This window comes from Stenotrophomonas acidaminiphila (genome assembly GCF_014109845.1).
GTDB lineage: Bacteria > Pseudomonadota > Gammaproteobacteria > Xanthomonadales > Xanthomonadaceae > Stenotrophomonas > Stenotrophomonas acidaminiphila.
In genome coordinates this window covers 717,501-739,016 of record NZ_CP043567.1, presented here as the reverse complement: position 1 = coordinate 739,016, position 21,516 = coordinate 717,501, and the positions used below count along the sequence as shown (strand labels likewise).

Annotated in this window: 19 protein-coding genes; 8 read left to right on the top strand and 11 right to left on the bottom strand. The window is 71.1% G+C overall.

What is annotated here, in order from left to right; all coding sequences use genetic code 11:
* Window positions 1–243: 243 nt before the first annotated feature.
* Window positions 244–606: a hypothetical protein gene (locus F0P95_RS03465; protein WP_182335711.1), complete on the bottom strand. Its 363-nt coding sequence runs from the start codon at window positions 604–606 to the stop codon at window positions 244–246.
* A 33-nt stretch (window positions 607–639) separates the two neighbouring features.
* A complete protein-coding gene (locus tag F0P95_RS03460; RefSeq protein WP_182335710.1) occupies window positions 640–1,569 on the bottom strand; it encodes a LysR family transcriptional regulator in 930 nt (309 codons plus the stop codon).
* Between the two features lie 132 nt (window positions 1,570–1,701).
* On the opposite strand from F0P95_RS03460, the gene F0P95_RS03455 reads away from it, so the two are divergent.
* From F0P95_RS03455 to F0P95_RS03445, 3 genes are all read left to right on the top strand, one after another.
* Window positions 1,702–2,406, top strand: coding sequence for a pirin family protein (locus tag F0P95_RS03455; RefSeq protein ID WP_182335709.1), 705 nt, complete (start codon window positions 1,702–1,704; stop codon window positions 2,404–2,406).
* A gap of 381 nt (window positions 2,407–2,787) precedes the next feature.
* Window positions 2,788–3,141, top strand: coding sequence for a hypothetical protein (locus F0P95_RS03450; protein ID WP_182335708.1), 354 nt, complete (start codon window positions 2,788–2,790; stop codon window positions 3,139–3,141).
* A 99-nt stretch (window positions 3,142–3,240) separates the two neighbouring features.
* Window positions 3,241–3,636, top strand: a complete 396-nt coding sequence (locus F0P95_RS03445; protein ID WP_182335707.1) for a DUF3224 domain-containing protein — start codon at window positions 3,241–3,243, stop codon at window positions 3,634–3,636.
* A gap of 138 nt (window positions 3,637–3,774) precedes the next feature.
* Here F0P95_RS03445 and F0P95_RS03440 read toward each other — a convergent pair whose 3' ends face one another.
* The 6 genes from F0P95_RS03440 to F0P95_RS03415 form a co-directional block, all read right to left on the bottom strand.
* Window positions 3,775–5,268, bottom strand: coding sequence for a serine hydrolase domain-containing protein (locus tag F0P95_RS03440; protein ID WP_182335706.1), 1,494 nt, complete (start codon window positions 5,266–5,268; stop codon window positions 3,775–3,777).
* A gap of 105 nt (window positions 5,269–5,373) precedes the next feature.
* On the bottom strand, window positions 5,374–6,045 hold the full coding sequence (locus tag F0P95_RS03435) for a DUF2894 domain-containing protein (protein ID WP_182335705.1): 672 nt from the start codon (window positions 6,043–6,045) through the stop codon (window positions 5,374–5,376).
* Window positions 6,035–6,682, bottom strand: coding sequence for an OmpA family protein (locus tag F0P95_RS03430; protein WP_182335704.1), 648 nt, complete (start codon window positions 6,680–6,682; stop codon window positions 6,035–6,037). Before F0P95_RS03430 ends, F0P95_RS03435 begins: the two co-directional genes overlap by 11 nt.
* Window positions 6,679–9,075, bottom strand: a complete 2,397-nt coding sequence (locus F0P95_RS03425) for a DUF802 domain-containing protein (RefSeq protein WP_182335703.1) — start codon at window positions 9,073–9,075, stop codon at window positions 6,679–6,681. The genes F0P95_RS03430 and F0P95_RS03425 overlap by 4 nt, the downstream gene beginning before the upstream one ends.
* A gap of 10 nt (window positions 9,076–9,085) precedes the next feature.
* Window positions 9,086–9,808 (bottom strand): DUF3348 domain-containing protein, encoded by a 723-nt coding sequence (locus tag F0P95_RS03420; protein WP_182335702.1) that lies wholly within the window; start codon window positions 9,806–9,808, stop codon window positions 9,086–9,088.
* Window positions 9,809–9,900: 92 nt separating this feature from the next.
* Window positions 9,901–10,173: a metal/formaldehyde-sensitive transcriptional repressor gene (locus F0P95_RS03415; RefSeq protein ID WP_054668485.1), complete on the bottom strand. Its 273-nt coding sequence runs from the start codon at window positions 10,171–10,173 to the stop codon at window positions 9,901–9,903.
* 46 nt (window positions 10,174–10,219) lie between these two features.
* Here F0P95_RS03415 and dmeF point away from each other — a divergent pair, with 46 nt between their 5' ends.
* Entirely contained in the window at window positions 10,220–11,191 is a 972-nt protein-coding gene (gene dmeF, locus F0P95_RS03410; protein ID WP_182335701.1) for a CDF family Co(II)/Ni(II) efflux transporter DmeF, read from the top strand.
* 12 nt (window positions 11,192–11,203) lie between these two features.
* Here the strand turns inward: dmeF and F0P95_RS17460 are convergent, their stop codons facing one another.
* Complete coding sequence (locus F0P95_RS17460; RefSeq protein ID WP_232528752.1) at window positions 11,204–11,839, bottom strand: response regulator transcription factor; 636 nt, start codon at window positions 11,837–11,839, stop codon at window positions 11,204–11,206.
* Complete coding sequence (locus F0P95_RS17455) at window positions 11,836–12,942, bottom strand: sensor histidine kinase (RefSeq protein ID WP_232528751.1); 1,107 nt, start codon at window positions 12,940–12,942, stop codon at window positions 11,836–11,838. Before F0P95_RS17455 ends, F0P95_RS17460 begins: the two co-directional genes overlap by 4 nt.
* Window positions 12,943–13,106: 164 nt before the next feature.
* Here F0P95_RS17455 and F0P95_RS03400 point away from each other — a divergent pair, with 164 nt between their 5' ends.
* A complete protein-coding gene (locus F0P95_RS03400) occupies window positions 13,107–13,823 on the top strand; it encodes a hypothetical protein (protein ID WP_182335700.1) in 717 nt (238 codons plus the stop codon).
* A gap of 79 nt (window positions 13,824–13,902) precedes the next feature.
* Here F0P95_RS03400 and phhA read toward each other — a convergent pair whose 3' ends face one another.
* The gene (gene phhA, locus F0P95_RS03395) at window positions 13,903–14,793 is read right to left on the bottom strand and encodes a phenylalanine 4-monooxygenase (protein ID WP_182335699.1); all 891 of its coding nucleotides are present in this window, start codon (window positions 14,791–14,793) and stop codon (window positions 13,903–13,905) included.
* A gap of 128 nt (window positions 14,794–14,921) precedes the next feature.
* On the opposite strand from phhA, the gene F0P95_RS03390 reads away from it, so the two are divergent.
* The 3 genes from F0P95_RS03390 (at window position 14,922) to cobN (ending at window position 21,497) form a co-directional block, all read left to right on the top strand.
* Window positions 14,922–15,407: an Lrp/AsnC family transcriptional regulator gene (locus F0P95_RS03390; RefSeq protein ID WP_054668479.1), complete on the top strand. Its 486-nt coding sequence runs from the start codon at window positions 14,922–14,924 to the stop codon at window positions 15,405–15,407.
* A 148-nt stretch (window positions 15,408–15,555) separates the two neighbouring features.
* Window positions 15,556–17,520: a TonB-dependent receptor plug domain-containing protein gene (locus tag F0P95_RS03385; protein WP_182335698.1), complete on the top strand. Its 1,965-nt coding sequence runs from the start codon at window positions 15,556–15,558 to the stop codon at window positions 17,518–17,520.
* Between the two features lie 2 nt (window positions 17,521–17,522).
* Window positions 17,523–21,497, top strand: coding sequence for a cobaltochelatase subunit CobN (gene cobN, locus F0P95_RS03380; RefSeq protein ID WP_182335697.1), 3,975 nt, complete (start codon window positions 17,523–17,525; stop codon window positions 21,495–21,497).
* Window positions 21,498–21,516: the final 19 nt, after the last annotated feature.

Genomic DNA, 21,516 nt, shown 5'->3' with positions numbered 1-21,516 from the left:
AACCGTCGATCTCCTCCGCACTCATGCTGCCGCCCTGCCTGCGGGCGGCGGCCACGGCTTCGCGGTACTGCGCGGTCTGTCTGAACGCCTGGAACTTCCGCTCGCGCCAGACGCGGAACTGTTCGGCACCCATCGACAGCGCCTCGAGAACCCGGCCCCTGGCGATGCGGTAGACGCGGTAGTGCGCATGGGGGGAGCCATAGCCCATGTGCACGTAATCGACCAGGCGCCCGTCGGGGACGATCACCGCATCGCTGTACCAGGTGGCGGCCACCGGCGCGCCTGGGGGAAAAGCTCCGGCAGCAGGTCGATGACACTTTCCTGTTCAGTCTGGCGGTCGTACAGGCGTAGCTCGACCTTGCGCAGCAGACGGTCGCCGTCTATCGCCCAGTGCGCCATGTACCCGCGCCAGTTGGCGCTGCTGCGCGAGACATTCTCCGGCGGGAACCCGGGGCGATCACGCAGCTGGCTTTCCAGCGGATTGGTATCGAGCGCGTAGTCGCGGTCTTCGATGAAGATCCGGTCCGGTACCTGCGCGGTCGCGCCCGCGGTTCCCGCCACCACCAGCAGCAGGCCCGCCAGCAGCATGCGCATCGCCAGGTGCATCGCCTTCTCCGTGGTCCTCGTCCAGCCGCGAGGTTAACGGCCTGCACCCGCGCCCGTCGCCCACGGCGCACGTTCCAGCCCGGCGGCCAGGTAGTCGATCAGCCGCTGCACGCGCGCCGGGCGGCGCAGGCCCGGCGGGGTGACGATGTGCAGCGCGATCGGCTCCACCTGCCAGTCGTCCATCGCCGTTTCCAGGCGGCCGGCGCGCAGGTCGTCCCAGACCATGAACTCCGGTTGCAGGGCGAGCCCGAGCCCGCCGCGCAGTGCGGCGGCGAACACTTCGGCGTTGTTGGCCTGCAACTGGCGCGGCACGGTCTGCGCGTACTCGCCGTGGCGGGGATGGCGGAAGCGCCAGGTGTTGCCGCCGCGCGTGTAGCTGTACTGGAAACCGCGGTGGCCGGCCAGGTCGCGCGGATGCTGCGGCCGGCCGTGTTCGGCGAAGTAGCCCGGCGCGCCGACCAGCAGGATCCGCACCTGGCACAGGCGGCGCGCGCGCAGGCTGGAGTCGGCTAGGGTGGAAATGCGCAACGCCAGGTCGAAGCGCTCGGCCACCAGGTCCACCTGCGCGTCGCTGAGCTGGATGTCCAGTTCCACGTCCGGATGCGCGCGCATGAATGCGGGTAGCAGCGGCGCCAGCTGCGCCACGCCGAACGACATCGGCGCAGCCACCCGCACCAGCCCGCGCAGCGTGGTCGAGCGGTCGGCGACCTCGGCCTCCACCGCCTCGCCCTCGTCGAGGATGCGCGCGGCGCGCTCCAGCGCCGCGGCGCCGGCATCGGTCAGCGACATGCGCCGCGAGGTGCGGTGGAACAGGGTGGTGCCGATGCGCGCTTCGAGCCGGGTGATGGCCTTGGACACGGTGGCCTGCGACAGCCCCAGCGCTTCGGCCGAACGGGCGAAGGAGCCGGCCTCGGCGACCCTGGCGAAGATGGCCCAGGCTTCCAGGTCGGGCAGTTGGCTCATGGCGGAGACCGCGGGGGGAGGAGATTGGATCATGGCATAAATGGAAAGAATGTCTTTTCATTCCTTCCATTCCGAATGTAAAGGCGCGTGCCTAGACTGGCCCCCATCGCAACCACCCCGCAGGACAGGACCATGATCGAGCGTCGCCCGTTTGCCACCCTTGGCGGAGCCAACCACGGTTGGCTGGATGCCAGGCACCACTTTTCCTTTGCCGGCTACCACGACCCGGCGCGCGTCCACTGGGGCGCCCTGCGGGTGTGGAACGACGACACCATCCAGCCCGGCACCGGCTTCCCGCCGCATCCGCATGCGGACATGGAGATCGTCACCTATGTGCGCGAGGGCGCCATCAGCCACCAGGACGACCAGGGCAACAAGGGCCGTACCGAGGCCGGCGATGTGCAGGTGATGAGTGCCGGCACCGGCATCCGCCATGCCGAGTACAACCTGGAGCCGGGGGTGACCCGCATCTTCCAGATCTGGATCATCCCGGATGCGCGCGGCGGCGCCCCGGCGTGGGGCACCAAGCCCTTCCCCAAGGGCGGGCGCCCCGGTCGCTTCATCGCCCTGGCCAGCGGCATGCAGGGTGACGAGGAGGCCCTGCCGATCCGCGCCGATGCCCGCGTACTGGGCGCGTCGCTGAAGGCCGGCGAGAGCACCGAGTATCACTTCCGCGACGCCACCCGCCACGGCTACCTGGTGCCCAACACCGGCAAGGTGGAAGTGAACGGCGTGCTGCTCGAAGCCCGCGACGGCGCCGCCATTGCCGGCGAGGGCAGCATCACCGTCCGCGCGCTGGAAGATGCCGAACTGGTGCTGGTGGATACCGCCACCTGAGCGGCGGGACCGCTTGATGATCGACGCAAGGGCGCGGGCGACCGCGCCCTTGCCGTCGTCCGCGAAGGCAAGCCGGATGCAGGAGCGACGCAAACACCCGTGCCTTCCGGTAAAACCCGGGCGCCACTGCCGCTGCGGATTCGCCGTGACATTCCAGGCGCCGCGCGGGTTCTCCCCTGCATGACGTATGAACGCGGCCGCGTCAGCGCATCGCTTCGCGACGACGGGTCGGAGGCGACCGGCCTGCGCATGCGCGGACAGCGCCGGGCCGTGCAACCGCAGGAAGCAGGCCCCTCGTCCGCCGATCCGTGCATGGCGCCACAGGCAGCGGTTGCGCTTGCCGCCATACTGCGGATTGGCCGGCCACGGTACCGCGACGACATGCGTGACTTCCTCTACTACTCGTTCCTGCTCCTGCTCGGATTCGCCTGGTACCGGTTCGGGCAGAAACAGCTGCGCAAGGCGCCGTTCGACGAGAACGGCGCGCCCACCCAGGGACTCGTCGGGCCGGTAGGCTTCCTGATGAGCGTCGGCGTGGGCGGGGCCATCGTGTTCTTCATCCTGCGCGCGCTGGCGCGCGGCGAAGTGCCGTGCGTCGGCAAGGGCTGCGCCGGGCAGGTGTATACCCTGGCCGCGCACGCGAGCGCCTACTGGGCCAATGTCCTGTTCCTGGTGTGGCTGGCGCTGGCGCTGGGCTATGCGCTGTACGTGACCCTGAAGATCTGGTTCCGCTGATGGTCCATCGTGGGCTTTGCGGGTAGCGCCGGCACCGGCAATGGCGGCATGCGCGGTCCCTGCCTAGACTGCTTTCCTTGCCAACCCGGGAATCCCGTCATGCAGGCCAAGGGCGAGTTCGACATCACGCGCGTCCCGCAGGAATCGCTGGACATCGGCGGCGGCGCGGTCGTCGGCCATGTGCGTTTCGACAAGCGCTTCCATGGCCCGTTGGACGCCAGCAGCGTGGTGCACATGCTGGCGATGATGTCGCCGGTATCCGGCTCCGGCGCCTACGTCGCCCTCGAACGCATCGAGGGCACCCTCGACGGCCGCCGCGGCAGCTTCCATGCCCAGCACAACGGTGTCATGGACCGCGGAGCGCCCCGGCTCGACCTTACCGTGGTGCCCGACAGCGGCACCGGCGAGCTGGCCGGCCTGCACGGCCGCATCGCCATCGACATCGTCGACGGCAGGCATTTCTACACCTTCGATTACGGCTTCCGCGATACCTGAGGCCGCCGCAAAACCCGGCCCGGCCGGACGCGGGAAGAAGGCGCGCCAGCCGATCCCGCGCTGGCAGGCCGGTGCGTCGCGGGGTCGTCCGTGCGGGCCTGCAGGCGGAAGACCGCGGCGCTGGCAGGCCTTTCCGCCTCAACGCGTCCTGTGCGCCGCATAGGTCCCCGCGCCGCGGACCAGGTCGAATCCCGCGATCGTGCCGGCACCGTCCTGCCGGAAGCGGATGCGCATGTCCTGGGCGGTCATGAAAAAGGAATCCTCCGACTCGCGGAACAGTTCCATCCGCCCCGCGCCGAACAGATCGCTCTGGAAGTAGAGGCGTTCGCCTTCGGCGACGACGTGGGCGGGCTGGTCGAGCAGCCGATAGTCGCCGGCCAGCAGCCGGTTGGTCGCCACGTCGGTGGGAATGGCCGTCTTCTCGACGACCTGGAACTCGGGCCAGCCGTACTCGGCGGCGATGCTGCACAGGATCTCGTCGATCAATGCGGCGCCGTTGATGCTGTTGGTCATGATCACCGCGCCCTGCCCGGAGCGGGTATAGCCATAGAGCTGGGAGCGGAACCCCTCGGTGCCGCCGCTGTGGCTGAAGCTGGTGCGGTCGCCCAGGTCCTCGACGAAGAAGCCCAGGCCGTACTCGCCCAGGCCGCGCGTCAGCATGGTCGAAACCATGTCGCGCGACAGGATGCTGCCAGGTCCGCCCGCCTCGGCCCGCTGCACTTCCAGGATCACCTGCGCCAGGTCGCTGGGGGTGCTCCACAGGCCAGCGGCGGCGGATTCGGGGTACAGGCGCCACCGGCCGGCGAGGACCTGGCCGTTGCCGTCGTGGGCGGCGCCCGCCTGGCTGGCCACACTTTCCGGCGGCGGCACGGCATAGGTGCTGTGCGCCATGCCCAGGGGCTGCAGGACCGCCGTTTCCAGGTACCGGTCGAACGGTTGCCCGCTGGCTTCGGTCATCATCAACTGCACGATGCTGTAACCGCCGCCCGAATAGCGCCAGGCGCTTCCGGGCGCGATATCGACGCGGACCGGCTCGGAGTTCGCCGGCGCGATGCCATCGAGCACCTGCAGCAGCGTGGGCAACGGCTGCCCCGGTGCGTAGCCGTCATAGCCGTGCACCGTCACCCCGGCGCTGTGGTTGAGCAGCCTGCGCAGGTTGATCGTGCCGGCGCGGGTGAACGCGCTCTGCGGAATCTTCCACGAAGCCAGCTGGCCGTTCGCGTCCGCGTCCAGCGAGAGCCGGCCCTGCTCGACCAGGCGCAGCGCGCCCAGGGCGCTGAGCGGTTTGCTGATGGAGCCGGCCTGGAAGCGCGTGGTGGTGGTGGCGGGCTGCTGGCTGGCGGCATCGGCCACGCCATAGGCGCGCGCCCACGCGATCCGGCCCTGGTCGATGAGCGCGATGCTGACCGCCGGCACCCGGTGGAAGGCCATGCGTTGTTCCAGCGCCATCCTCCGCTCCGGCGAACCCTTGACCACGATGCGCGTGGAAAGCCCCTGCTCGACTCTGGAAATGCGCGCCTGGAGCGTGGATGCCGGCGCCGCGGTGGACGCGGACGCCGCGGCCGGCTGGGCGGCAGCGCACAGGCTCCACAGCAGGAGTGTCGTGCAGGACAGCAACGCAGGGTTCTTCATGGAAGTTCTCGCCATCGTGGCAGCGTTGCCGGGCCAGGGAAGCAGTGTGACGGACATGTGCCGGCTGATGTGACAACCCATGGCACGGGAGCGGACAGGTGCGGCCTACTTCTTCCTGCGTCCGCCCGTGCGTGCGGGTCTGCGCGGAGTGGCCGCGCCATCGGCGTCGCCGCCGGTGGCCGCGCTGCCGCCGAGCTGTTCCAGCCACGACAACGCGTCGGTGTAGGCGACGAAATGCTGCAGGTAATCCGGGCAGACCTCGCGCATCAGCGCCATGGCGCGGTAGGTGAGCACGCTGGAATGCAGCGGGCCGGCGTCCTCGGGCAGGCCGTCGAGGCAGTGCCGCAGCAGGCCGTCGATGCGGATGCGGGTCCACAGCTGCTGGAACTCGTCCAGTACCGGCATCGGCGCGGCCAGATCGACGACCGGCGCTGCGTCGCCGGCATCGCCCGCTGCGCCGGGCGCAAGCGGGGCGACGGCCTGCGCGGGTGCATCCACGGGCCGCGCATGGCCGAACCGGTCCAGCAACTGCCGCAAGGGGCTGGCCTCGGCCGCGTGCGTGGGTGCCCGCGCAGCGCCCGGCGGCGGCAGCGCGGCATAGGCATCGGCCAGCGCCTGCAGGCGCGCATCCAGGCGCTGCCGCAGCGCGCCGTCGTGGCGCGCCGCATGCCGCGCCAGCGCGCGCATCACCGCGAAGCGCAGCGGATCGATGCGGTCGGCACCGTCCCGGTGCCAGGCCTCCAGCCGCGCGTGGACGTCGCCGGTTTCAGCGGGCATGGGCCTTGCCATCGGGCGTGTGACGCGGGATCGGCGCGATCTCAACGCGGCGGTTCCGGGCGCGGCCGGCTTCGTCGTCGTTGGCGCTTACCGGCTGCTCGGCGCCGAACGCGGCGGCGAACACCGACGCGGACGGCACGCCGTCGGCGATCAGGGTGCGGGTGACGGTGAGCGCGCGCGCCGCCGACAGTTCCAGGTTGTCGGCGAAGCGGGCGTTGGCCGCGCGCACCGGCTGGTTGTCGGTGAAGCCGCTGACCATCAGGATCTCGTCGCGCGCGGCCAGGTAGTCGCGCAGCGGCGCGGCGATGCTCTGCAGCAGTTCGCGGCCTTCGGGCTGCAGCTGGTCGGAGTTGAGCGCGAACAGCACGCTGCCGCTGATGCCGATGCGGCCGTCGATCACAGTCACCCGGCCGGCCGCCAGTGGCGCGGCCAGCGCCTGTTCCAGGGTCTTCAGCCGCGCGGCCTCGGCCTGGCGCTGCTTCACTTCCTCGTCCAGCCGGTTGTGCAGCAACAGCTGGATGCCGATGACGCTGGCCAGGATCAGTACGAACGCGCCCAGCAGCACCGACATCAGGTCGCCGAACGCGGCCCAGGTGGTGGCGCTGGATTCGGCATCGAACTCGATCTCGTCGCTCATGCGCCGGATGCCCCGTCGCGGCTGCCGGCCAGTTGCTGCAGCTGGCCGATGATCTGCTTCTGCGACAGCATGCTCAGCTCGATCACTTCGCGCGCCTGCGCCACGTAGTAGGCCAGCTGCTCGTCGCTGCGCGCCAGCGATTTCTCCAGCGCCGATTCGATGCCCTGCAGGCGTTCGTTGAGGCTGCCGGTGGCGTCGCCGAACGCCTGCACCGCGCCGCCGAACGCCTCGCCCAGGCTCGCCACTTCCAGCGCGCTGCCGCTGACGTGCGCGGCGGCGGCGTCGAGCCGGCCAGCCTCGCCTTCGACCTGCGCGCTGAAGCGGCTGCCGACCCGCTCCAGCAGCTCGGCCGAGGTCGAGACCAGTGCGTCGATGGCGCCGCGTTGCTCGCGCGATGCATGGTTGACCGCGTCGAGCAGGGTCTGCAGGGTTTCCAGCAGGCGCCCGCGCTCTTCCAGCATCGCGGTATCGCGCACCATGCTGTCGGACAGCTTCTGGCGCAGCTCGGCGACCACTTCGGCGGCGGCACGCGGCGCTTCGGAGGCGGTGGCGACCAGCCGCTCGATCTCGGCCAGGGTATCGCGTGCCTGCGCCTGCGCCTGCGCGTGGATCGCCTGGGTGGTCAGCGCCAGCGTGTCGCAGACCTGCTGCTGCTGCGCGGCGACCTGGGCGCTGCTGTGTTCCCAGCGCTGGCCGAACTCGCCGGTCAGGGTGGCGAAGGCGTCGCGCCATTGCGCCAGGCGCTGCGCGTCGCGCGCCTGCAGTGCGTCCTGCAGTTCGCCATGCGAACGCTGCAGGGCGTCGATCATGGCCTCGCTGCGCAGGGCGAAGGCGGCGGCCGCGTCGGTCAGCGCCTGGGCGTTGCCGGCGATGCCCTCCAGCGCGCCGCCGGCCGCGGCCTGCAGCTGCGCCGAGACCTCGCCCGCGGTGCGGGCCAGCGCGTCGCAGACCTGCTGCTGCTGCTGCGCGACCTGCGCGCCGTTGCGCTGCCAGTTCTCCTCCAGCGTGGCCAGCATCGCCGCCAGCGACTGCGACCAGTGCGCCAGCCGCTGTTCGTCGCGCGCGGCCAGTGCCGACTGCAGTTCGGCGTGCGCCTGGCCCAGGCTGTCGACCAGCGCGTGCGCATGCCGGTCGAAGTGGTCGGCGGCGGCAACCAGCGCCTGCTCGTTGCGCTGGGCCAGCGCCGCCTGGGCGTCGAGCTGGCGTGCCAGCGCGCTGTTCCAGGCATCGGCGGTCCGGCGGGTGCTGTCTTCCAGCCGCGTCGCCACGCCATCGACCAGCGCGTCCGAACGCTGCCCGAAGGTGGCGGCGAACTGCTGCAGCGCCTGCTGCAGGCCGTCGGCCAGTGCGGCGTTAACGCGCTGCTGCTCGGCGACGGCGGCGCTCCAGCTGTCGCGGGCGGCGCTGGCCGCACCCTGCACGGCACTGTCCAGGCCGTCGAGCTGGCGGCGCACGGCCTGTTCGATGGCCGCATGCAGGTGCCCGGATCGGTCCGCCAACCCGGCCATGGTGGTATCCACCACCGGCTGCAGCGCGGCACCGACGGCGTTGGCCTGCTGGGCGATGCCGTCGCGCAGCGCCTGCTGCAGCGACGCGGCCAGTTGCGTCCACGCGGCCTCGCTGCGCTGGTGGAACTCCTGCTGGCTGGACTGCAGGCGTTGCCCGGCGTCGTGCTGCTGGCGTTCCAGGGTGCCGGCCAGGGCCTGCAGGCGCTCGACCAGTGCCGGCATCAGCGCGTTCTGTTCCTGCAGCAGGCGGAAGGTCTCGCGGCGCTGGACCGCGTGCGACAGGTGCCCCAGCTGTGCGGCGATGCCCGCATCCAGCTGCTGCACGGCCTGCGCGCGCTCGCGCCGCAGCAGCGCCGACAGCAGGCCCAGCGCGGCCGAGCTGGCGACGCCGGCGATCGAGGTGCCGAAGGCGAAGCCCAGGCCCTTGACCGGTGCGGCCAGCGAACTGCGGATGGCGTCCAGGTCGGTGGCGCTTTCCAGGGCCAGCCCGGTGCCGCGCAGGGTCGCCATCATGCCCAGCAGGGTGCCGAGCATGCCCAGCAGGACCAGCAGCCCGACCAGGTAGGGGGTCAACGCCGGCGCCGGCAGGCCGACCCGGTCGCCCTCGATGCGCAGCCGCACGCCATTGCGCAGGCCCGGCTGCAGCCGCGACAGCCAGCCGTCGAGGTCGCCGGCGGCCTCGCCGAGCGATGGCAGCGCCTGTACCAGCGTGGCGGTGGCCTGCCGGTAGCGCAGCAGCTCGAAGGCGCCGGCCAGGTAGCAGGCGGCGATCAGCGCGGCGACGGCGGTGGCCAGCGGGTGGCTGCCGAGGTAGCCGATGCCGATCCAGCACACGGCCAGCAGGCCGGCAAGGAACACGACGGGAACGATGGGATTTCTGGACATGGAGATGCGGTTACCGGGTGCGCAACGCGGCGAGCAGGCCGTCGATGGGGTGGAAGCGGACTTCCAGTTCGGCCAGCAGCGCGGTGCGCATGTCCTGGCGGAACCGTGCCAGCCAGGGGCCGGCGGCGGGAGTGGCGGGGGTGTCGTCCGGCGCCTCGGCGCCGGTGGATTCGGGCAGAGCGGCGTCGCGCAGGCGCTGGTAGTGCAGGCCGAGCAGGCCCGGCACGACGGCCAGCAGGGCCTGTTCGCGCGGGCTGAGCGTGGCTTCCATCACCGCGTCCACCTCGGCCAGCCGCGCCTTGGCCGGCGATTGCAGCGCCAGCATGTCGCGCAGGCGGCCGCGCAGCAGGCCGGTGGCCGCCTGCATCGCGCGCTGCATGGCCAGGCAGTGCTGGCGGTAGGGCAGGTAGCCGGGGTCGACCGCGGCGGCGCTGGCGTCCTTGCGCCGCGGCGCGGACAGGTCGACGTCGGCGTCGATGGCCTCCCGCAGCGAACGCCGCAGGCGTGCGCATTCGGTTTCCTGGGCGTCGTCGAAGCCGGGGCCGTCGGCCGCTTCGGGCAGGCGGTTGTCCAGCGCGCGCGACAGGGTGATGGCGCGGTTCCAGTCGAACCACTGCGCCAGCCGCTCGGTCAGCACCGGTGGCGTGCGCGGGAGGTCGGCGTCGCCGAAGCGGGCCAGCAGGCGAATGAACGCCGGGCCCAGCACGGGCGCCCGTGTGGAAGCTTTCGCCATGGTCCTGGCCGAAAAATCGGGCATTTTACATGGCCCGCCAAGGGGTGCCCCGGCGGCCCGCATTCATGCCCGGCGGGCGGCCAGCGCGGGCTTCAGCGCGCGTGGCGCTTGAGCAGTTCCAGCAGCACCCCGGCCTCGTCCGCGCGCCGCGCCGGGTCGGGCTCGGCGACGACGTGGTCGCTGAGGTGGCCGGCCATCACTTCCAGCATCAGCCCGTGCATGGCGCCCTTGGCCGCGGCGATCTGCACCAGGACCGCATCGCAGTCGTCGCCGGCTTCCAGCGCCTGTTCCAGCGCCGCCACCTGGCCGGCGATGCGGCGCACCCGGGCAAGCAGTTTCTTCCTGTCGCGCTGGATGTGTGCCATGGCGCTTATCGTATACCCTATGGGGGTATCTGAGAAGGCCGCCACGATGAACCTCGAAACCCTTGCCGTGTCCCGCCGGCACAGCCATGTCTTCAGCCAGGGCAACCCGATGGCGGAGAAGAACACCCGCCGCGCCATGATCCTGACCGTGCTGATGATGGGGGTGGAGATCGCCGGCGGCTGGTGGTTCAACTCGATGGCGGTGCTGGCCGACGGCTGGCACATGAGCTCGCATGCGCTGGCGCTGGGGCTGGCCGCGTTCGCCTACGCCTGCGCGCGGCGCTACCGCGACGATCCGCGCTTCGCCTTCGGCACCTGGAAGATCGAGATCCTGGCCGGCTACACCAGTGCGATTCTGCTGCTGGGCGTGGCCGGGCTGATGGCGTTCGAGTCGATCGCGCGCGTGTTCAAGCCCAGCCCGATCCACTACCAGCAGGCCATCGCCATCGCCGTGGTGGGGCTGGCGGTGAACCTGCTGTGCGCGTGGTGGCTGCGCGACCAGCACCACCACGGTCACGGCCACGGCCACGGCCATGACCATGGCGATCACCACGACCACGGCCACCATCACCACCACGGCCATCACCAGCATGACCTCAACCAGCGCTCGGCCTACCTGCACGTGCTGGCCGATGCGGCCACTTCGGTGCTGGCGATCATCGCCCTGCTCGGTGGCCTGTACTTCAACGCGTCCTGGCTGGATCCGCTGATGGGCATCGTCGGCGCGGTGCTGGTGTCGGTGTGGGCGTGGGGCCTGATCCGGCAGACCGGGCGGGTGCTGCTGGACGCGGAGATGGACGCGCCTGTGGTGGCCGAGATCCGCGAAGCGGTCGAACAGGGGCCGGTACCGGCCCGGATCAGCGACCTGCATGTCTGGCAGGTCGGCCGTGGCCGCTTCGCCTGCGCGATGGAGGTGGCGACCGCGCCGGGCGTGGAGGCCGAGGTGTTCCATCGCGCGCTGGCGATCCACGAGGAGATCGTGCACGTCACCGTGGAGGTACGCAGCGCCGCCTCGTGAGGGCGACGGCGCTCAGATGATGCGCAGGGTGATCGCCTTGAGCACCGCGCGGGTGCGGTCGCGGGTATCGAGCTTGTCGAGGATGGCCGAGACGTAGTTCTTCACCGTGCCCTCGGCCAGGAACAGGCTGCCGGCGATCTCGCGGTTGCTGTAGCCGCCGGCCATCAGCCGCAGCACGGCCACCTCCTTCTGGCTGAACAGCTCCCTGGGCGCATCGTCGGCGTGGTAGCGATAGCGTTGCCGCACCGGGTCGGTGCTGACCGGCTGCAGCAGGGCCTGGCCGGCGACGATGCGGACGATGGCCTCGCGCAGGTCTTCCGGCGCGGCGTCCTTGAGCAGGAACCCCTGGGCGCCGGCCGCGGTGGCGCGCAGCAGCAGGTCGCTGTCGTCGAAGGTGGTCAGGAACAGGCAGGGCGTGGCGTCGCCGCGCGCGCGCAGCGCCTGCAACGCCTGGATGCCGTCCATGCCCGGCATGCGGATGTCGGAGACGACCAGTTGTACCGGCTGCAGCGCCAACCGGGCCAGCAGTGCCTCGCCGCTGTCGGCTTCGAACACGATGTCGATGCCCTGCTGCTGCAGCAATGCGCGCAGCCCGGCGCGGATCAGGGCCTGGTCGTCGACCAGGGCGATGCGTGGGGCGCCGCTCACGCCGCGAACTCCGCCTGGATGTGCAGCGCGCCGGATGCGTTGCGCTGCAGTTGCAGCCTGCCGCCATGCTCGGCGACCCGTTCGCGCATGCCGGTCAGGCCGTTGCCCTCGTGCAGTTCGCCGCGCAGCCTGCCGTCGTCGTGCATGTCCAGCAGCAGGTGCCCCTCGTGCCGCCGCAGGGCGACGTGCAGCACCTGTGCTTCGCCATGGCGCGCACTGTTGGTCAGCGCTTCCTGCACGCAGCGCAGTACCGCCTCGGCCAGCGCGGTGTCGTGCAGCTGCACGTTGTCGTCCAGCTGCAGGTGCAGGCGCGGCCGCGGCAGCGGCGCGGCCAGCGCGTGCAGGGCGGTGGCGATGTCCAGCCCGTCGCTGTCGCGCAGCGACTGCACCACCGCGCGCAGGTCGCCCAGCAGTTCGGCGGACAGCCGTTCGCACAGTGCCAGCCCGGCGGGCGCGCCGGCCTCGCCGGCCAGCGCGCGCAGCTGCAGCCGCAGCGCGGTGAGCTTGTGCCCGGCGACATCGTGCAGTTCGCGCGACAGGCGCAGGCGTTCGGCATCGCGCGAACTGTCGGCCAGCAGCGCGCGGGTGGCCAACAGGTCGGCGTTGACCTGCGCCAGCCGGTCGCGGGCCTGCTCGGCGCTGCGTGCGTAGTGCGTGGTCAACATCGCGAATGCCTGGAACCCGGCGAAGATCAGCACCACCACGCCGGCATGCCCGTTGACCTCGCGCAGCACGAGGTACATGCCCAGATCGAGGGCGGCGACGGCCACCACGGCGCTGCGTGGCGGCCAGCTGGCGGCGACCTGCGCGGCCAGCATCACCAGCAGTGCCGGCGCCACCCCGCTGTGATGGGCCAGGCGGACCAGCGCCAGCGCCGCGGCGGCTTCGACCAGCAGCAGCGTGGCCCGCTGCCAGGACGCCCGCGGCAGTGCGGTTGCCAGCAGGAACGCGGCCAGGAACACCAGCGCACTGCCCCAGCGCCATGGCTGCGATGGGGCGTCGCCGTAGGGCAGGGTGAAGGCCACCGCACACCAGGTGAGCAGTCCGGCCAGATTGAGGGGGTGGAGAAGTCCGCGCCAGCGCGACTGCGAGCCGAGTTCCATGTGTGCATGCTGGTGGGCGCGCCGGCCGGCGGCAAGGGGGACGCCGCAGAAAGTGACTTCCGGCAGGGTCCGGAGGTGACCACGGCGACTGCCGTGGCCGGCGCCGTTCAACGAACCTGTGCACGCGCCGCCGCATTCCGCCGGCCGCCATCGGAGGAGGTCACATGCCTGGGTACTCGTTGTTCGTCGCGCTGCACGTGCTGGCCGGGGTGGTCGCGCTGGCCGGCTTCTGGTCGGCGGCGCTGATGAAGAAGGGCTCGCCGCGCCATCGTGCGCTGGGCAAGGTGTACCTGCTGGCCATGGCGGCGATCGTCGCCACCGCGCTGCCGATCACCGTGGAGTACGCCGTGTTCCGCCGGCAGCCGCTGTCGGCGCTGTTCCTGGCCTACCTGATGGCCCTCACCGGCAACGCCGCCTGGCTGGCCTGGCGCGCGGTCACCGACAAGCGCGACTGGAAGCGGCTGGTGGCGCGGATCGGCTGGAAGCTGGCGCTGTGGCCGATGCTGCTGCTGGCGCTGGCCACGCTGCTGGTGGGCATCGGCATGCGCCAGCCGCTGTTCCTGGGTTTTGCGACGATCGGCCTGTGGGTGGGCTGGCGCATGTGGAAATTCGCCCGCCGCGGCCCGTCGCGTGCGGACTGGGCACTGCGCCAGCACTACCAGTCCATGCTGGGCGCGGGCATCGCCACCCACGTGGCCTTCCTCGGCATCGGCATGCGTCCGGTGTGGCAGTGGCTGCAGGCGCACGCCGCGGTGCCGCCGCTGCTGGTCGAACTGTTCCCGTGGACGGCGCCGCTGGTGGTCGCGGTGGCCATCGGCATCCGCCTGGACCGCCGCTACGGCCGCCGCCATGCACCGGCCGCCACCCCGCCGGCGCCTTGAGCGACCGGTTCCGGGAGCGTCAGCAGAAGAGCCGCCCGCGGGCGGCTCTTTCACTTTGGGTGTGCTGCGATACGCCGGTTCAGACGTCGCCGCCGGCGGCCCAGCCTTCGCCGCTGCCGCGCTGGAACACGCGGTCGCCGTCCTGCACGTCGCCGGCCGGCAGGTGCGCCTGCCCGGCGAGCCGCGCGTAGATCGGGGTGAAGTCCGGTTCGGTCGCCGCCATCAGCTGCTCGAAACTGTCGATGACGAAGTAGGTCTTCTGGAAGGTATCGATGCGGTAGCGGGTGCGCATGATCCGCTCCAGGTCGAAGCCGATCCGGTTCGGCGCCGCCGATTCCAGCGAGTACAGCGATTCGCCCTTGGAGGAAACGATGCCGGCGCCGTAGATGCGCAGGCCGTCGGCGGTATCGATCAGGCCGAACTCCACCGTGTACCAGTACAGGCGGGTGAGGTTCTGCAGCGCGTCCGGGCCGATGGCGTGGGCCTTGACCCCGCCGCGGCCGTAGGCGGCCATGTAGTCGGCGAATACCGGGTTCATCAACAGCGGCACGTGGCCGAACAGGTCGTGGAACAGGTCCGGTTCGGCGATGTAGTCGATCTGGTCGGGGCGGCGGATCCACCACGTCACCGGGAACCGGCGGTTGGCCAGGTGCTCGAAGAAGTCCAGTTCCGGCAGCAGCCCCTCCACGCCCACCAGGGTCCAGCCGGTGGCGGCACCGAGCACCTCGTTGAGCTGGTCGAAGCGCGGGATCATGTGCTCGCTCATGCCCATCTCGTCCTGGGCATCGAGGAACTCGCGGCAGGCGCGGCCGACCAGCAGCTCGCGCTGGCGCCGGTACAGCGTGCTCCAGGTGGCATGGTCGTCGGCGCTGTAGCCGTCCCACGGCTGCTCCACCACGGCGGTGGTGTAGACCGGCACATATCCCTTGTCGGTCTGCTGGTGCTCTACGCGGCGCGGGGACGTGTCCATGGGGCGGTTCCGGAAAGTAGATCGCCTTGATGGTAGAAATCCGCACGCGCAACAGGTGTGCGAAATTGCGTCGAGCGACTGCCTTGACGCAAGATTGTTGCGTCGATTCGATGTTGCGAGGCAACAAAATGAATGCCATCTCCCTCGACCGCACCGATCTGCGCCTGCTGGCGGAAATCCAGCAGCATGGCCGCGCCACCAATGCCGAACTGGCCACGCGGGTGAATCTCTCGCCGTCGGCCTGCCTGCGCCGCGTGCAGCGGCTGGAAGCGGACGGGGTGATCGCCGGTTACGGCGCGCGCCTGGAGCCGCGCGCCATCGGCCTGGGCCTGCAGGCGTTCGTACGCGTGCAGCTGTCCAAGCACGGGCAGGCGGCGATCGGCCATTTCGTCGAGGCGGTGCAGCTGTGGGACGAGGTGGTGGCCTGCCACGCGCTCACCGGCGACATGGACTACCTGCTGCACATCTACGTGCGCGACCTGGATCACTTCTCGGCGTTCCTGCTCGACAAGCTGCTCGACGCCACCGGCGTGGCCGACGTCAATTCCAGCTTCGTACTGCGCACGGTCAAGGAGTTCCGCGCGCTGCCGCTGTCGCAGCTCGGGCGCGGTTGACCGGCCACGCCGCCTCGGCGGCGGCAGGGTGATGTAGCGGGCTTGATCCAGGTCAATGCCATTCAAATGAGAATGGTTATTGTTACGTTGACTCTCATCGGCCGCCACCCGCCGGCAGCGCGGCTTCATTCCAGAGGAAACACGGACCATGACTCCACGACACTCCCGGCGCGTGTCGGGCGCCCGCACGCGCCTGTCCGCCGGTATCGGCCTGGCATCGATGCTGGCGCCGGGCATCGCGCTCGCCGCCGCCAACTCAGCCGCCGTTCCCACCGACCTTGATGCGGTGGTGGTCACCGCCACCGCCAGCGAGCGCAGCGTCGAACGTGCGCCGGCCAGCGTCACCGTCGTCAGCGGCGAGGAACTGCGCACGCGGCCGGCGCGCGACGTACTCGATGCGATCCGCGACACGCCCGGGCTCAACATCCGCGCCGTCGGCAGCCTTGGCCGCCGCGTGGTCAGCGTCCGCGGCATGGAGAGCCGGCATACGCTGGTGCTGGTCGATGGCGAGCGCATCGCCGCCACCGACCAGGTATTCGGGTTGAGCGACCTGCAGTTCGGCTGGATCCCGCTGGAGGCGATCGAGCGGGTCGAGATCGTGCGCGGGCCGCTGTCCTCGCTGTACGGGTCCGATGCGCTGGGCGGGGTCATCAACATCATCACCCGGGGCCCCGGCACGCAGTGGGGCGGCGCGCTGCGCACATCGCTGGGTCTGTTGCCCGAAGACGATGGCGGCCGCTTCCAGCAGGCGGCCGCGCATCTGGCCGGGCCGCTGGGCAAGACCTTCGCGCTGGCCGTGGATGGCGCATGGCAGAAGCAGCAGCCGGTGCCGGAGCCGGACCAGCCGCGGCTGGACCAGCGCGAGGGCCAGGAGCAGGCCACGCTGCGCGCGCGCCTGCAATGGCAGCCGGCGCAGGGCCAGCGGCTGGCATTCACCGCGATGAAGAGCGACGAGGACCGCTGGTACGGCACCCGTACCGGCACCGGCCTGTTCCATCGCCAGTCCTATGATTTCGACCGCACCCAGATCGGACTGGGCTACGACGGCGGGATCGGCGGCGGCCAGCTGCGCCTGGCCGCGCAGGTCGCCACTATCCACCAGCGCCAGCGCAACACCGGCGGTGTGGCGCCTTCGCCCGAGCAGGAAGCCGGCGAGGCTTCGCTCAACGGTCATTACGGCATCGCGCTGGGCCGCAGCCACCGCCTCACCAGCGGCTTCGAGGCGCGCGAGGAACGGCTCGAACACCCTTCCTTCGCCGGCGGCGAGGAAACGGCCAGGCAGTACGCGCTGTTCCTGCAGGACGAGTGGGCGCTGACCGGCAGCGTGGACCTGGTGTACGGCGCGCGGGTGGACAAGCACGACCTGTTCGGCAGCGAGGTCAGCCCGCGCGCGTACGCGGTGTGGCAGCCGGCCGACCGCTGGACGGTGAAGGGCGGCTACTCGCGTGGCTTCAAGGCGCCGATGCTCAAGCAGATCTCGCCGGACTACCGCTTCGACGGCCCGCACAGCTTCATCGGCAACCCCGGCCTGCAGCCGGAGAAGAGCGACAACCTGGAGCTGTCGGTCGGCTACGCCGGCCAGCGCCACTGGTGGCGCGCCACGGCCTTCCGCAACACGGTGCGGGACCTGATCGACTCGGTCTGCCTTGAACGCTGCACCCTGCCGCTGCGGCGCCTGTACCGCTACGAGAACGTGGACGACGCGCGCATCCGCGGTGCCGAGCTGGAAGCGGGCGTGGAACTGCCGGCAAACCTGCGCCTGGCCGGCAACTACAGTTACAACGACGCGCGCGACGAAGCCGACGACAGGCGCCTGGCCGAACGGCCGTTGCAGAGCGGCAACGCGCGGCTGGGCTGGAGCAGCGACGACCGCGGCTGGCAGCTGGAACTGCGCTACGACCATGTCGGCCGCCAGCTCACCGCCGCCAGCGTGCCGCAGGAGCAGCCGTCCTACGGCCTGTGGGGCGCGTCGGTGAAACGGCGCCTGCCCGGCCGGGTGGACCTGCAGCTGGGCGTGGAGAACCTGGCCGACCACCGCGTCGAGGACCACGGCATCTACAACTACCGGGAGCGCGGGCGCTACCTGTACGCGATGCTCGGGATCGGGTTCTGAGCATGGCCGGTTGGCGATATGCGATCTGCGGGCTGCTGCTGGGCATGGCCGGCATGGCGACGGCCATTGCCGCAGCGGCGGCGGATGCGGCCGTCCAGGATGCGGAGCCGGCGCGGCTGGCGCTGGTCGGCAGTGGCTTCTTCGCGCAGGGCAAGCTGGCGCTGTACCGCCAGCTTGCCGCCGATGAAGGCGTGGCGCTGGACTACGTGGCCGCACCGCTGGGGCCGGACGCGCTGGCCACGCTGGCGGGCGCCGACCTGGTGCTGGCCGAGCTGCCACCGGTGCAGATGTACCGCGACGAAAAGCTGCCCGGGCAGCTGGCCCTGCTGCCACGGAGCCTGCTGGTCGAACGCGATGGCGAGCGCGGTCGCGGCATGGATGACGGGCAGGCCGCGCTGCTGGCGGCGTATGCGCGCAACGGCGGCGAGCGCAACCTGCGCGGGCTGCTGCGCTACCTGCACCGATGGAAGGCGCAGCGCAGCCCGCCGGCCGATCCGCAGCCGCCGCTGGTGATGCCGGGGACCGGCATCTACCACCCCGACTACGGCGACCTGGCCTTCGCCACGCTCGACGACTACCTGCACTGGCTGGGGGCCAGGGTACGCCCGGGCCAGCCGGTGGTCGGCATCGCCATGTTCGCCTCGGCGATCGGCTCCGATTCCACCGCCCACATCGATGCGCTGGTACGCGAGGTCGAGGCGCGCGGCGGCATCGCCCTGCCGTTCTTCCGCGACACCGATGCCGGGGTGCCGGTGGACACGCTGCTGTCGCGCGACGGAAAACCCTTCGTCGACGTGGTCGCGAACTTCGAGATCCTCTACCGCAGCGATATCGGCGCCGACTACGCGCGGCTGGGCGTGCCGGTACTGCAGGCGATCACCTACTGGGACGGCGTGGAGGCGGCGTGGCAGGCCGACCGCCAGGGCATATCGCCGGGCGCGACCTCGTTCTACCTGGCGTTGCCCGAGCAGGCCGGATTCATCGACCCGCTGATCGTAGCCGCCGGCAGGTCGCGCACGCCGCCGCAGCCGATTCGTGCACAGATCAAGGCGCTTGCCGACAAGGCGTTCAACTACGCGGCGCTGCGGCGCATACCCGCGGCCGACAAGCGCGTGGGCATCGTGTTCTACAACTACCCGCCGGGCGAAAAGAACCTCGGTGCCTCGGGCCTGAACCTGCCGCGCAGCCTGCACGCCACCCTCGTCGCGCTGCGCGAGGCCGGCTACGGCGCCGATCTGCCCACCGAGCCGGCCCTGCTGGAAACGCTGCAGCGGCTGCTGGCGCCGGCGTACCGCGGCAGCGCGGAACTGGACGCGCTGCTGCGCGATGACCTGGCCGGCTGGCTGCCACTGCACGACTACCGGCGCTGGTTCGATGCGCTGCCGGCGGCGGTACGCGCGGACATCGTCAGCGCGTGGGGCGAGCCCGACGCCAGCCCGTGGCTGCGGCGGCGCGGCGGCGAAGCCGGCTTCGCCATCCCGCGCCTGCGCCTGCGCAACGTGACGCTGCTGCCGCAGCCCACGCGCGCATCGCCGGGTGCCGACAGCACCGGCAGCGCCGGCTACCACGACATCAAGCGCCCGGTGGATCACTTCTATCTCGCCGCGTACCAGTACCTGCGCGAACAGGCCGGGCGCGACGCCATCGTCCACTTCGGCACCCACGGCACGCAGGAGTGGAGCTACGGCAAGGAGCGCGGGCTGTCGGTCTACGACAACCCCATGCTGCTGGTGGGCGACGTGCCGGTGGTCTATCCCTACATCGTCGATGACGTGGGCGAGGCGCTGCAGGCCAGGCGCCGTGGCCGCGCGGTGATCGTCAGCCACCAGACCCCGGCGTTCGGCAGCGCCGGCCTGCACGGCGAGCCGTTGCGCCTGCACCAGCTGATCGAGGAGTACCAGCAACTCGACCGGGGCGCGGTGCGCGACACCGCCGCGCGCCAGTTGCGTGAACTGGCCGCCAGCAGCGGCATCGCCGCCGACCTGCAATGGGATGCGGCGCGGATCGCGGCCGATCTCGATGGCTTCCTCGTCGAACTGCACGCCTACCTCGACGCGCTCGGTGGACAGCCGCAGCCACAGGGCCTGCACGTATTCGGTACCCGCGCCGACCCCGCGCGCCGTGGCGACACGCTGCGGCTGATGCTGGGCAGGCGCATCGACCAGGCGCTGGGGCTGGGCAACGATCCGCACGCCGCATCGGCCGAATACCGTGCACGCGGCGACGAACCTGGCCGACGCTGGCTGCAACGTCACCTGTACGACGGGCAGCCATTGCCGGACGACGCACCGCCGGCGCAGCACGAACTGCTGGACGCCGCGCGCCGTGCCGATGCCACGCTGGATGCCGGCAGCGAACTGACCGGGCTGCTCGATGCGCTGGCCGGGCGCTATTCCACGCCGGGGCTGGGGGGCGACCCGCTGCGCACGCCCGAGAGCCTGCCGACCGGCCGCAACCTGTACGGCTTCGATCCGATGCGGGTGCCGTCGCGCGCGGCCTGGGACGCCGGCCAGGTGGCGTTGCGGCAGCTGATCGACAGCTACCGCGATACCCACGCCGGGCAGTACCCGGACAAGCTCGCGTTCTCGTTGTGGGGGGTGGAGACCATGCGCCACAACGGCATCCTCGAAGCCCAGGTATTCGCCGCGCTGGGCGTGCGCCCGGTGTGGGACGAGGGCGGGCGCATCGGGAAGGTGGAACTGATCCCCGCCGCCGAGCTGGGCCGGCCGCGGATCGACGTGGTGCTGTCGGCCACCGGCCTGTACCGCGACCAGTTCGCCACGCTGATGCAGCGGATGAACGAAGCGGTCGCACTGGCCGCCGCCGCCGAGAACGGCGACAACCCCATCGCCCGCCACACCGCCGGCGTGCGCGCGCGGCTGCTGGCGCAGGGACTGGCCGAGGACCTGGCCGACCGCTATGCGCGCACCCGCATCTATTCCAGCGCGCAGGGCAGTTACGGCAGCGGCCTGGGCGGCACGGTGCTGAAGACCGGCCAATGGGATGCCGACACCGAGCTGGCGCAGCGCTATCTGGCGCAGATGCAGTACGGCTACGGACCCGATCCGGCGCACTGGGGCGAGGTTCCCGCCGGCGTGAACGCCTACGCCGAGCACCTGCGCGGCACCCGCGCCGCGGTGCTGTCGCGCTCGTCCAACCTGTACGGAATGCTGACCACCGACGACCCGTTCTCCTATCTGGGCGGGTTGTCGCTGGCGGTGCGCCACCTCGATGGCGCGGCGCCTTCGCTGTACATCTCCAACCTGCGCGACCCGGCCGGCAGCCGCGTGGACGCCGCCGCGCGTTTCCTCGCCGCCGAACTGCAGACCCGCCAGTTCCACCCCGGCTGGATCACGCAAATGCAGCAGGAAGGCTATGCGGGCACCCTGGAGATCGTCGCCTCGATGGACAACTTCTGGGGTTGGCAGGCGGTCGATCCGGGCATGGTCCGCGACGACCAGTGGCAGAGCTTCCACGATGTCTACGTCGCCGACCGCCTGCAGCTGGGCATGCGCGATTGGTTCGAGCGCGCCAATCCGCATGCGCTGGCGCAGATCGTCGAACGCATGCTCGAGGCGCAGCGCAAGGGCTACTGGAACGCAGACGAAGCGACCCTGCGCAGCCTGGTGGACACCTGGACCGAACTGGATGCGCGCCACGGCGTGCTGCCGGGCAGCGACAAGCTGCGCCCGCACGTCGCGCGGCTGGCCGCGGCGTTCGGCCTGCAGCCGCGCGGCGCAGCGCCGCCGGACGCGCCGGTGCCGGCGTCGCCCGCTGCCACTGCATCGCCACCGGCAACAGCGCCCGCCAACGCCCCGCCACCGCCGGTTCGCGCTCCGGCCAAGGTCAGCGGCATGCAGCTGCAGCGCGTGCCACCGCCGGCGCCGCCGGTACCCGGCGCATGGTGGCTGGCGCTATGGCCGGCATTGCTGGCGTTCGCCGGCGGCGGCTGGCGACAGGCGCGCATGACCGCCTGATTTCCCTTCCCTCCTCGAA